Here is a 12,309-nt window from a genome sequence, read left to right as displayed (position 1 = left end):
AGCGGGGCGGAGCACGTCGACGGGGTACTGGGAGACTTCATCGACCAAGTGGCCGTGGGATATCTCAGCCAGGCAGGCGTTGCTGTCTGCGGCCGCGATCCCCAGGGATTGAGCTCGGTGCGAACCATGGAGCCGTGGCCGATGGATAAGCCGCTGTCGGTCGAAGCGGTCCAGCAAAGGCTAGAGGAAACGCTATGCCCGCCGGCCGACGCCACCGTTCGGCAGGGAGGGTAGTGTCTTGCGTTCGATGTTCGCTTTGTACTGGCGTTCCCACCGGCTCATTGCGGTAGTCGCTGTGGCGCTGGGGTGTGTCGTGGCGGTTGTCGCTATCGGGAGAGTCGCTATTTCATTGCCATGGATTTCCCGAGAAGGGTTGGTAAACGTGGCGGTGGTGGCGGAAATCGCCTACGGGTGTCTGATTCCGTTGACCTTTCGCAATCGGGCGTCGGAGCTTGAGGAAATCGGCGAACGAAACTGGAAGGTGCCGGACAGCCTCCTCGTTGGCGTCCTGTGGGGTTTGCCCGTGGCGGTAGTGGTGCTGACCGAGGAGGGGCTGAGGTTCTTTTATGCCTGCTCACTGCTTCAAGCGGCATGGATTGTCCTGGGCCGGTGGCTACGTAGCGATACTGTGATGGTGGCGATAGTAGGGGCGTTCCTCGTACAAACTGCGCTGTGGTCGGCGGTCGCGCATTCGCCCTGGCGCTTCGCGCTTTTCCTACTAGAAACCCCGCCGGCTCCGGTCGCCTGTGGGCTGGCCGGGTTGGGCGGGGTGGTCTGCCTGGTCGGGGTGGGCGCCTATAAGGCGGCCAACCCCGGGGACCAGGCGAAGTAGGGAACGGCTCCTAGTTGCGGAAACCGTGGACCGGGGCGGGGATGAAGCCGCCGCGGTTGATGAACTGGGAGTTGCCCACGGTGTTGACCGGGATGACGGGGGCGTAGCCCAGCAGGCCGCCGAAGTTGACCTCGTCGCCGATCTGGGCGCCGGGCACCGGGATGACGCGCACCGCGGTCGTCTTATGGTTCATCATGCCGATGGCCGCCTCGTCGGCGATCATGCCGGCGATGGTGGTGGCGGAGGTATCGCCCGGCAGGGCAATCATGTCGAAGCCGACGGAGCAGATGGAGGTCATCGCCTCCAACTTGTCCATGGAGATGGCCCCGGACTTGACCGCGTCGATCATGCCCTTGTCCTCGGAGACCGGGATGAAGGAACCCGACAGGCCGCCGACGCGGGAGCAGGCCATCATGCCGCCCTTCTTGACGGCATCGTTAAGCAGCGCCAGCGCAGCGGTGGTGCCGTGGGTGCCGACCTGGTCCAGGCCCATGTGCTCGAGGATGTGGGCGACGGAGTCGCCCAACTCGGCGGTAGGTGCCAGGGACAGATCCACGATGCCGAAGGGGACACCGAGGCGCTCCGCGGCGAGGTTGCCTACCAGCTGGCCGGCGCGGGTGATCTTGAATGCGGCCTTCTTGACCTCTTCGGCGACCTCGTTGAGGGTCGCGCCCTCCAGCGAGCCCAGGGCGCGGTCGACCACGCCGGGGCCGGACACGCCCACGGAGACGACGCAGTCGGGCTCCTCGATGCCGTGGAAGGCACCCGCCATGAACGGGTTATCGCCCACGGAGTTGGCGAAGACGACCAGCTTGGCGCAGGCGATGGCGGAGTTGTCGCGGGTCAGTTCCGCGGACTCCTTGATGACCTCGCCCATGCGCTTGGCGGCGTTCATGTTGATACCGGCGCGGGAGGAGGCGATGTTGACCGAGGAGCAGACGAGCTCGGTGGTGGACAGGGCCTCCGGGATGGAGTCGATGAGCTTCTTCTCCGCGGAGGTGGCGCCCTTTTCCACGAGGGCGGAATAGCCGCCCACGAAGTTCACGCCGACTTCCTTGGCAGCGCGGTCGAGGGCCTCGGCGACCTCGACGGGGTTGCCTTCGACGCCGGCGACCACGAGGGAGACCGGGGTGACGGAGATGCGCTTGTTGACAATCGGGATGCCCAGCTCGGTCTCGATACCGCGGGCGACCTCGACCAGGCGCTCGGCGCGCTTAGTCACCAGGTCGTAGACGGCCTCGGCGGTGGCAGACATCGTGGAGCGGGTGCAGCCGAGCAAGGAGATGCCCATCGTGACCGTCCGGATGTCCAGGCGGTACTTGTCGATCATCTCAATGGTCTCGAGGACCCGGTGAGTATTGAACGTGTTAACCATGAATCCAGACTCTCCTTAGACCTCGTTCATGGTGGTGAACAGTTCTTCGGACTGGATGCGAATGGACTGCTTCTTCGCTTCCGCGACCGGATCCATCTTCGACTGGATTTCGGCAATAGAGGTGGCAGAATCATCAAACTCGACCCGCAGAATCATCGTGAAAAAACCGGACATCAACGTCTGGGAGATGTCAACAATATTCACATCGAGCTCGGCGAGCTGGGTGGACACGGAGGCAACAATACCGGTGGAATCCACACCGGTCACGGTCATAATCGCAAACATGTCCCTATTGTATCTGTCACTCCACAGGTGGCGGGCTAAAGGGCAAAATCGGCAAGGTAATTCGCCTCACGTTGGTACGGTGGGGCTTATGACTGCGAACAAAGAACTCAAGGTCCTCATCATCGGCGGACACGGCAAGGTCGCCCAGCTCGCCGCACCGAAGCTGTGCGAGGCCGGCGCCGAAGTCACCTCGCTCATCCGCAACCCGGATCAGCAGGCCGACATCGAAAAGCTGGGTGCGACGCCGTACCTGGCGGACGTCACCCAACTAACTGTGGAGGACTGGGCCCAGCTGGAGAGCCAGTTCGACGCGGTGGTCTGGTCCGCCGGTAACGGCGGCCGCGGCGGCGAGCAGGTCACCATCGACGTCGACCAGGACGCCGCACTGGCCAGCATCCACGGCCTGGAGCAGCTGCGCGATCAGGGCGCAAAGGTCCCGCGCTACGTCATGGTCTCCTACAAGGGCGCGACGCAAGCGGAGTTCGACCCGGATCACGACCTCTACACCTATTCGCTGGCCAAGAAGGCCGTGGACGACTACCTGAACTCCACGGACTTGGACTACGTCATCCTGGGCCCAGCTGTGCTTACCGACGAGCCGGCGGCGGGCATCCAGCTGGTTGCCGATCAGCCTGCGACCTCTACCGATGAGCACACCTCCCGCGAGCTGGTGGCCGCGGTCATCACCGAGGTCGTTACCCGGGAGCAGACCCCGCACAGCCCGGTTTCCTTCGTCGATGGCGAAGGGACGCTCGGCGAAATCGCCTAGACCGGGAGAGCGTCTGTCGGTCCCGTAGACTTCGTCGATTGCGGAGATTCTCGAGAATATTGGAGACTCTGGAGACTTCGGAGACTTTGCGGGCCGTGCAGACTCTGGAGACTGTGGGCACTAAGAAAGGACCTGGGATGGAGGCGAGAGACGAGATGGCAATTGAGCGAGTGAATTCAGGGGCGGGGCAGGCACCGCGCAAGGTCCTGCTGGATTGCGACCCCGGCATCGACGATGCCGTTGCCATCCTGTACCTGGCCGGGCGGCACCACGCCGGAGAAATCGAGCTGGTCGGGATTAGCACCACGGGTGGCAATGCCACCGCCGAGCAAACCGCGGTTAACGCCCGCTGGCTCCTGGACGCCTGCGGCCTGCCCGAGGTCCCCGTGGCCGTCGGGGAGGCCGGCCCCGCCGATCGCGAGCTGGTCACCACCCCGGAGACCCACGGACCTAGCGGCCTGGGGCACTTCGACGCGCGCCTGGCTGATGGGGCAGAGCCGAAACAATCGTGGCGGGAGCTGTGGCAGCAGTGCCTGGACGGGGAGGAGCCCCTAGATCTTATCGTGACCGGACCGCTGACGAACGCGGCGCAGTGGGATAACCTCGCGAGGTTCCGCCAGGTCACCGTCATGGGCGGGGCCGTCAACTACCGCGGCAACACCACCCCGACCGCCGAGTGGAACTTCTGGGTGGACCCTTTGGCCGCCCACCGCTTCTTCCACGCCCAACTGCCGCCGGTGGTGCTGTGTTCGCTGGAGGTGACCGAGCAATTCCTCATCACCCCGGAGCGCGCCGATCGGTTGGCGGGCGTGCTTGATAATGCGGACCTGGCCGAGGCGATGCTCGAGATGCTGCGGTTCTACTTCGAGTTCCACGACGCGCAAGGCGAGGGCTACCAGGCCCAGGTCCACGACGCCGTAACCGCGATCGTGGCGCTGGGCGCGTGCGCCTATGATGCCGTGCCCACCACCATGGACGTCGAGGTCGACAGCCCACTGCTGCGGGGCACGAGCGTGGCCGACCTGCGCGGGCACTGGGGCCGCGACGCCAACGCTTCGCTCGTGACCGGGGTGGACATCGACCGCGCCCACGCGGAATTGGAGCGGGGCTGGCGGCTGCTAGCCGAATTCGGGCTACAGCACCCGGAACGCTAAGATAGCCACCGTACAGCTGCTGGCTCGAGGTGACATAGAGCAGGCAGCACGGCAATAGCCGTGCTTTTCCTATCCACTACCAACCCGTAGGTGGTCAATTTCTATGTCCCCACTGTTTTCAAAGTCCGCTCCATCTGCTGATTCCGCCGAGACGCGAACCCCCGGCCCGGCCAAGCTCAGCGCCGGCCGCCGCGCCCTCATGGTGGCCGGCGCCCTGGTCGTCGCCGGCACCTGGATCTACCTGGTTCTGCTGCGGCCCACGGATTGGGAGTCCGTGGCCGGCAGCCCCGAGGCACTAATTACCCTGGCCGGCTATTTCGGCGGGGCAGCGCTGCTGCTCGCCGGCGCGCTGCCGTCGCTATCCGCCGAGGCAATCGCCCTCATCCCGGTCTGCTTGGTCATCAACATCGTCATCGGTGAGCTCATCGGCTCTATCGGCGTGCCGCTCTACCTAGATTCCCTGGGCACCGTCCTGATGGCGGCCCTGCTCGGCCCAGTGGCCGGCCTGGCCACCGGCACGCTGTCATCCGTGGTCTGGGGCTTTATCAACCCGGCCGCCCTGCCGTTTGCGGCGGTGTCGGCGGCCACGGGGTGGATGGCCGGGTGGGTCATCCAGCGCGGTGCCTTCCAACGCATCTGGCGCATCGTGGTCAGCGGCGCCATCATCGGCATCGTTAGCGGCATGCTCGCCGCTCCGGTCGCGGCCTTCGTCTACGGCGGCACGGCGGGTCTGGGCACGGGCGCGTTGGTCTCGGTCTTCCGCGAATTCGGCAATTCCCTCCTCGCGTCGGTGACCATGCAGTCGCTGGTCTCCGATCCGCTCGACAAGATCGTGGTCCTTGCAGTCGTGGCGCTCACGGTGAAGGCGCTGCCGCAGCGAGTCCTCAAGCGCCTGCACCCGGCAGTGCAGCCGCGCCAGGACGCCGAGACGAAGTCCTAGCCGCCGGGAATACCAACCGATATGGGCATGGGGATGGGGACGGGCCAGGGCCCGGCCGCGGGCACGCGCGGTGGCGGTAACGCGCCGCGGGCGCCGCAGCGCAGGCTCCACCCGGCGACGCCTGCGACTTTTGCCGCGGTGGCGCGGCTGCTGGTCATCGCGCTGAACCACCCGGCGGTCTCCGCGGTGGTGCTGGGGCTCGCGCTGGTAGTCGGCACCTACCGCGGCCGCGGGCCGGCGGTGGCCATGATGACCTGCGCTATTTCTCTGCCCGCGGCGCTGTCGATGGTCGCCATCCACGCCCCGCACGGTCAGGACCAGATCTTTGCTTTCGTCACCCGCGACGGGTTGGTCCTGGCCGGGGTCTTGTCGCTGCGGTTTTTCGCGCTCGTCGCGGTGGTACTCGCCGCGGTGGCCTGCGTGGACGTGCCCGACGTTGCCAAGGCGATCCAGGCCTCTAAGGCCGGGCACAAGGTGGCCTATATCGTGGGCGCCTCGTTGCAGCTGCTGCCGCGGGGCACCCGGGTCGTCGGCGTAGTCCGGGACGCTAACCGCCTGGAAGGCCGCGCGCCTAGCTGGCGGAACCTGGCCAGCCGCTATATCGGCCCGGTGGTCTCCTTGCTGCTGTACCAAGCCACGGCGCAGGCCAAGGCACTCACCGCCGTCGGCTTCGACCAGCCCGGCCCGCGCACGGTGCTCCGCCCGGTCCCGGCCACCCTAGGCCAACGGGTCTTCCGCTGGGCCGCCGTAGTCGCCGGGCTGGCCGTCGTGGGGTGGTCGCTATGGAGTTAGCCCAGCTGGCCGACCGCGTTCGGGAGTCCTCCGCGCGGTTGGTGCAAGTCGTGGTGCCGTATAGCTACCAGGTTGAAGACGTCGCCGAGGCGCTGGCCGGCGCGCTGGAGACCCGGGCGGTGCTAGGCGCTGACCCGCAGGTGCACATCTCCGCGCTGCGTAACACGGTCATTGAGGAACTGGCCATCCCGCTCGAGCACGCTGGATGGACGCGGGAGAGCATGGAATGCCAGTGCACCGCGGTGCTCGCGCAAGTGGGCTTAAGCGAGCACGCGGAGCGCGACCCGCGGCAACTGTCCGGCGACCAGACCCGCCGTCTGGCTATCGGCGCGCTGACCATCGTCTCCCCGGCAGCGGTCGTGCTGACCGAGCCGCTCGCGGGGCTGGACAGTAGGTCCCGGGCGGGCATCGTCGAGCTCCTCCACGCCTTGGACGGCAGCCGGGTGGTGACGATCAGCCACGCCGTGGAAGAAGACCTGGGTGGCGGGGTCGTCGCCCTCGCCGCCACCACGGACGAGCCGGACCTGGCAGCCGCGGTGCAGGCCCTCGACCTGCCGGGTGCCGGGACGAGGATAGAGCCCGCGGCCGGGTCGGTAGCGGATGCGGCGGGGGAGAGCCTGCCCGTGCGGGACCTGGTGGTGCGCCGCGGGGCGGGCCGGCGGCGCTGGTGGCAGTTCCGGCAGACCCAGGACCCGGGTTTTCAGGTGGGTCCGGTCGACTTCGATCTCGTACCCGGTCGGGTGCTGTGGGTGCGCGGGGACAACGGCAGGGGGAAGACCACGCTGGTGCGCGCGTTGGCGGGCCTGGATGGCCATGAACCGGTTTGTGACTCCGTCGCGGCCTGCCTGCAGTCGCCCTTCGACCAGGTGGCGGCCCCCACCGTGGAGACGATGCTGGGCTCGGCACAGGCGTGCAGGCAACTCGGCCTTGACCCCCAAACGCACCCTTTGGACCTGCCGGTCTCCCAGCTGCGGGTGGCCCAGGTTGTCGCCACCACCCGGCGGGCGGCCCGCGTCGTAGTCTTCGACGAACCGGATACCTACCTCGCGCCCGCCCACCGAGAGGTCATCGCCGGACTTATCGCCCGGGTGGCGGCCACGGGCGCGGCGGTGGTGTTGACCTGCCACAACGAAAAATTCGTGCACGACCTGCCTGCGGGGCTGGCCGTGCACGAATTGTGGCTGGGGCGGACGGGGAAGGACCTGTCCTAGTCGACGCCGTCCTTGCGGATGGAGTGCTCGACGATGTCGAGGACGCTGCTTAGCCGCTGGGTATCACCCATGGCCAGCCGGTTGATGAACCCGTCCATGAAGGTCTCCAGGTAGATGACCAGGGTCTCGACGGGGACGTCGTCGCGCAGCCGGCCCTTCTCCGCGTTGGAGTACAGGCGCTGGCGGACCGCGTCGTCCAGGATGGACTGGTGGTCCTTCCAGCGGGCACGGAAGGAGGCATCCGTGCGCAGCAGCGAGATGATCTCCAGGCGGGTGGCCAGCCAGTCGTAACGCTCCGGCTGGTTGAGCATGTTGCGCATGACCTCAACCAAGCCCTCGCGGGCGACGACCTCCGCCTGGCGGGCGGCGTCCTCGCGGGCCAGGGCCAAAAACAGCGACTCCTTGTCACCGAAATGGTGGAAGATAGCACCGCGGGACTTGCCTGTCGCTTCCTCCAACAGGCGCACCGTGGCACCCTCGTAGCCATGCTCCGCGAAGCAGCGCCGAGCACCTATCAGGATGTCGTGGCGGCGCCGGTTGAGTTCGCTATCGCTGACGATGGGCATGTTGTGACCTCTTGCTCTGTGGGTGGACGTGGACAGGAAATTGCGCGTAGGCGCATGAGCCCCGCGGGGCGGGTGCGGGAATAGCTAAAGGGGGCCGCGAGGCTCCCGCAGGTTGACGCCGCGGGAGTGCAGCCCCCTCTAACTTCAGGGTGCGGCTATATCGAGCCTAGCCAGCTTAGGACTTAACCATCTGGCGCAGCACGAACTGGAGGATGCCGCCGTGGCGGTAGTAGTCAGCCTCACCAGGGGTGTCGATGCGCACGTCGGTGTCGAACTCGACGGTGGAGCCGTCCTCCTTGGTGGCGGTGACGTGGACCTCCTTCGGGTGGCCCTCGTTGTTGAACTCGCTCAGGCCAACGATGTCGAAGGTTTCGGTGCCGTCCAAGCCGAGGGACTCGTGGGAGTCGCCGTCCTTGAACTGCAGCGGAGCCACGCCCATACCGATGAGGTTGGAGCGGTGGATGCGCTCGTAGGACTCGGTGATGACGGCCTTGACGCCCAGCAGGTTGGTGCCCTTAGCAGCCCAGTCACGGGAGGAACCGGTGCCGTATTCCTTACCAGCCAGAACGACCAGCGGGGTGCCCTGCTCCTTGTAGTTCTGAGCAGCGTCGTAGATGAACGCCTGCGGGCCACCCTCCTGGGTGAAGTCGCGGGTGTAGCCGCCGGTCACGTCCACCAGCTGGTTAGCCAGGCGGATGTTCGCGAAGGTACCGCGGACCATGACCTCGTGGTTACCACGACGGGAGCCCAGGGAGTTGTAGTCCTTGCGGGCCACGCCGTGCTCGTCCAGGTACTGGGCGGCCGGGGTGCCCGGCTTGATGGCGGAAGCGGGGGAGATGTGGTCGGTGGTGACCGAGTCGCCCAGCTTCACCAGGACGCGAGCGCCCTTGATGTCTTCGACGTCGCCCGGCTCGAGCTGCATGCCCTCGAAGTACGGTGCCTTGCGGACGTAGGTGGAGTTCTCGTCCCACTCGAAGGTCTCGCCCTCCGGAACGTCCAGGTTGCGCCATGCGTCGTCGCCCTTGAAGACGTCGGCGTAGTCGGCCTCGTACATCTCGCGGGAGATAGCGGACTGGATGGTCTCCTCAATCTCCTCGGTGGACGGCCAGATGTCCTTCAGGAAGACGTCGTTGCCGTCCTGGTCCTGGCCCAGGGCCTGGTTCTCGAAGTCGAAGTCCATGGTGCCGGCGATAGCGTAGGCGATGACCATGATCGGGGACGCCAGGTAGTTCATCTTGACGTCCGGGGAGATGCGGCCCTCGAAGTTACGGTTACCGGACAGGACTGCGGTAGCAGCCAGGTCGTGCTCGTTGATGGCGTCGGAGATCTCGTCCGGCAGCGGGCCGGAGTTACCGATGCAGGTGGTGCAGCCGAAGCCGGAGAGGTAGAAGCCCAGAGCCTCGAGGTCCTTCCACAGGTCGGCGCGCTGGAAGTAGCCGTCGACAACCTGGGAACCCGGGGCGCAAATGGTCTTGACCCACGGCTTGGAGTGCAGGCCCTTCTTAGCCGCGTTGCGGGCAATCAGGCCGGCGCCGACCATGACGGACGGGTTCGAGGTGTTGGTGCAGGAGGTGATGGAGGCGATAGCCACCATGCCGTGGTCCAGGGTGTACTCGCCACCGTTCGGGGAGTTGACCACGACCGGGTGGGACTGACGTCCGGAGGAACCCTTGGCGGCGGACTCGTTGTTGCCCGCGCGGGACTGGTTCAGGCCGCCGGTGACGTCGACGTCGTCGTCCGGAGCGCCGCCCTCGTCGGTCATGCGCTTGGCCTCAACGGTGGTCTCGTCGACGATGACCTCGTCGGTGGTGTAGTTGCCCAGGTCCTTACGGAACTGCTCCTTGGCCTCGGACAGCAGGATGCGGTCCTGCGGGCGCTTCGGGCCGGCGATGGACGGAACCACGGTGCCCAGGTCGAGCTCGAGGTACTCGGAGTACTCGGCCTCCGGAGCGTCCTGCTCCAGCCACATGCCCTGTGCCTTGGCGTACTCGCGGACACGGTCGATCTGCTCTTCCGGACGGCCGGTGAGCTCGAGGTACTTGATGGTCTCTTCGTCGATCGGGAAGATGGCCGCGGTGGAGCCGAACTCCGGGGACATGTTGCCGATGGTGGCGCGGTTAGCCAGCGGGACGGACTTGACGCCGTTGCCGTAGAACTCGACGAACTTGCCGACAACGCCCTGCTGACGCAGCATCTCGGTGATGGTCAGAACGACGTCGGTAGCGGTCACGCCGACCGGGATCTCACCGGTCAGCTTGAAGCCGACGACCTTCGGGATGAGCATGGAAACCGGCTGGCCCAGCATGGCAGCCTCGGCCTCGATGCCGCCGACGCCCCAGCCCAGGATGCCCAGGCCGTTTTCCATGGTGGTGTGAGAGTCGGTACCGATACAGGTATCCGGGTAAGCCAGGCCCTCGTTGTCGAAGACGACGCGGGACAGGTACTCGATGTTGACCTGGTGGACAATACCGGTTCCCGGGGGCACCACGCGGAAGTTGGAGAAGTTCTCGGAGCCCCAGCGGAGGAACTGGTAGCGCTCCTCGTTGCGCTGGTACTCGATCTCGACGTTCTTCTCGAGAGCGTCGGAGGAACCGAAGGCCTCGGTGATAACGGAGTGGTCGATGACCATCTCGGCCGGGTTCAGCGGGTTGACCTGATCCGGGGTGCCGCCCAGAGCGGACACGGCCTCGCGCATGGTGGCCAGGTCGACCACACAGGGAACGCCGGTGAAGTCCTGCATCAGAACGCGGGCCGGGGTGAACTGGATCTCGGTGTCCGGCTCAGCCTTCGGGTCCCAGTTGGCCAGGGCATCGATGTGCTCCTTGGTCACGTTCTTGCCGTCTTCGTGGCGCAGCAGGTTCTCGCCGAGGACCTTCAACGAGTAGGGCAGCTTGGACATGCCCTCGACAGCGTTGATGTCAAAGTAATCGTAGGACTTGCCGTTGACGTCAAGAGTCTTCTTGGCGCCGAAAGAGTTCAAGCTTTCAGTCACAGGGAGCTCCATTCCTTGTTTGAGAACTAAGATGTTCGCCATCGTCGCTCAGGTATTAGTTCCGCATACTCGCCCGGGCGCCCCGCGTGAGCGGGAAACTAGGGCGAAGTTAATAGCCATGGGATATATACTTCGGAGACGACGTGAACGCGATGGTTCATTTATCCATCATAGATGGCTGAACCGTCGACTGCCTTAACTATAACAGTACGCGCGTTCTGTTTCCAGCATTTTGACGCTTCGCGGCGAGTCGGATGCGCGTGGGCTGCGAGTTGATGCGTAATGTGGCCCCGTAAACAATCCCACCGGGTCCGGTCTATTCCCAGCTCAACGCACTGTTGGGGAAGGACCTGGGATGCGACAAGGAGACGAGACGATGATTCCGCAAGGGGTAGATGTTCCGGACTTGGCGGAACAGCTGGACCAGGATTCGGTTGCATTTACTAACCCCGTTTTAGCGGGGGACCCGGGTGCGCAGGCGGACGCGCAGGCCTCGTTGCGGGACGGCGACGGGATTGCCGTCGTGGACATCGCGGGCGGTTCGCCGGCCGATTATCGCGACGTCGCCCAGGAGCTGCAGGACGCCACCGGCCTGGATACGGTCATCGTCCAGTCTCCCGGAACTATCTCTGTGGTTAGTGATTCCTTGTCCCGCGCCGAGATTGAATCTGCCCAGGCCGGGGTCCCTACAGGGCTGGTGCAATCCGAGGCCCTCGACGCCTTCTATGTCGGCGTCGACCAGACTCCGTTTAGCTACGTGTCCGCTGCGATGGTCGTGGTCGCGGTTCTTGCCGTGGTCGGGGCAATCTGGGCCTTCCGGCAGGCGGTTCGCGGCGTCCAGCGAACCGAACCGGCTCCGGCCTAGAGGGGTAGTGCGGGTGTTGCCGGCAGTAGGCGCACCCGCCGGCGCTAGGTGTCCGCGCTAAGAGCGTAACAATTGTCCATGTAACGATAGGGCCGCTTCTGGTCGTGGGGCCCGGGAATAAATCGGGGTCGGTAGGTGTTAAGGGGCGCCGCCGTTAGGCGCAGTGGTCAACCTTGTAGGGTTGACCACTTTTTCGATCCGCACGCCCGTCGGTGGGGCACGCGTTACATGATCGAGCAAGAAAAGCACGAAAGTGACGAAACTCACAGGCTTAGTCTCAAGTTGGTAACAGTGCTGGTGACGGCGAAATGTTAAGTGCTGTGACTTTACTTAACTCGTGTGGTTTGTGAGAAACCTATGCGAGATATGGCGTATGTGCTTTATGGTTTCCATAGCAACTCATGAGGTGAATTGTGGAACATGGTTCACGGATTGAGGCTTGACTGGAACGTTCAGACGTACGCGGTACGGGCATGTGGGGAAGCACGCCAAGACCGGGCGAAGGGCCGTTGTGGTTGGGGTTCAACC

The 12,309-nt window shown here is 65.2% G+C and carries 11 protein-coding genes; 7 read left to right on the top strand and 4 right to left on the bottom strand.

The window, feature by feature from the left end; all coding sequences use genetic code 11:
• Positions 1–238 precede the first annotated feature (238 nt).
• Entirely contained in the window at positions 239–832 is a 594-nt protein-coding gene (locus tag ACEE23_RS00520; RefSeq protein ID WP_448871198.1) for a hypothetical protein, read from the top strand.
• A gap of 10 nt (positions 833–842) precedes the next feature.
• Here the strand turns inward: ACEE23_RS00520 and ACEE23_RS00515 are convergent, their stop codons facing one another.
• Positions 843–2,207, bottom strand: coding sequence for a PFL family protein (locus ACEE23_RS00515; RefSeq protein ID WP_368521161.1), 1,365 nt, complete (start codon positions 2,205–2,207; stop codon positions 843–845).
• 15 nt (positions 2,208–2,222) lie between these two features.
• Entirely contained in the window at positions 2,223–2,492 is a 270-nt protein-coding gene (locus ACEE23_RS00510) for an ACT domain-containing protein (protein WP_290221813.1), read from the bottom strand.
• Positions 2,493–2,580: 88 nt separating this feature from the next.
• Here ACEE23_RS00510 and ACEE23_RS00505 point away from each other — a divergent pair, with 88 nt between their 5' ends.
• From ACEE23_RS00505 to ACEE23_RS00485, 5 genes are all read left to right on the top strand, one after another.
• The gene (locus ACEE23_RS00505) at positions 2,581–3,261 is read left to right on the top strand and encodes an NAD(P)H-binding protein (RefSeq protein ID WP_368521160.1); all 681 of its coding nucleotides are present in this window, start codon (positions 2,581–2,583) and stop codon (positions 3,259–3,261) included.
• A 155-nt stretch (positions 3,262–3,416) separates the two neighbouring features.
• Positions 3,417–4,415 carry a nucleoside hydrolase gene (locus ACEE23_RS00500; RefSeq protein WP_368521159.1) on the top strand — a complete coding sequence of 333 codons (999 nt, stop codon included), beginning with the start codon at positions 3,417–3,419 and terminating at the stop codon, positions 4,413–4,415.
• A gap of 199 nt (positions 4,416–4,614) precedes the next feature.
• Complete coding sequence (locus ACEE23_RS00495) at positions 4,615–5,355, top strand: ECF transporter S component (protein WP_368521241.1); 741 nt, start codon at positions 4,615–4,617, stop codon at positions 5,353–5,355.
• A gap of 21 nt (positions 5,356–5,376) precedes the next feature.
• Positions 5,377–6,147 carry an ABC transporter permease gene (locus ACEE23_RS00490; RefSeq protein ID WP_448873492.1) on the top strand — a complete coding sequence of 257 codons (771 nt, stop codon included), beginning with the start codon at positions 5,377–5,379 and terminating at the stop codon, positions 6,145–6,147.
• The gene (locus ACEE23_RS00485; protein WP_448871203.1) at positions 6,138–7,358 is read left to right on the top strand and encodes an ATP-binding cassette domain-containing protein; all 1,221 of its coding nucleotides are present in this window, start codon (positions 6,138–6,140) and stop codon (positions 7,356–7,358) included. The genes ACEE23_RS00490 and ACEE23_RS00485 overlap by 10 nt, the downstream gene beginning before the upstream one ends.
• Here the strand turns inward: ACEE23_RS00485 and ACEE23_RS00480 are convergent.
• Positions 7,355–7,924 (bottom strand): TetR/AcrR family transcriptional regulator, encoded by a 570-nt coding sequence (locus ACEE23_RS00480; protein WP_070768031.1) that lies wholly within the window; start codon positions 7,922–7,924, stop codon positions 7,355–7,357. The two genes, ACEE23_RS00485 and ACEE23_RS00480, sit on opposite strands and share 4 nt — an antisense overlap.
• A 175-nt stretch (positions 7,925–8,099) precedes the next feature.
• Positions 8,100–10,916: an aconitate hydratase gene (can, locus tag ACEE23_RS00475; protein WP_368521156.1), complete on the bottom strand. Its 2,817-nt coding sequence runs from the start codon at positions 10,914–10,916 to the stop codon at positions 8,100–8,102.
• 376 nt (positions 10,917–11,292) lie between these two features.
• On the opposite strand from can, the gene ACEE23_RS00470 reads away from it, so the two are divergent.
• Positions 11,293–11,781 carry an Rv1476 family membrane protein gene (locus ACEE23_RS00470; protein WP_368534009.1) on the top strand — a complete coding sequence of 163 codons (489 nt, stop codon included), beginning with the start codon at positions 11,293–11,295 and terminating at the stop codon, positions 11,779–11,781.
• The last annotated feature ends 528 nt before the right edge of the window (positions 11,782–12,309 follow it).

The sequence above is a fragment of the Corynebacterium sp. 32222D000AT genome, assembly GCF_053546955.1.
This window is presented reverse-complemented; position numbering and strand designations above follow the sequence as displayed.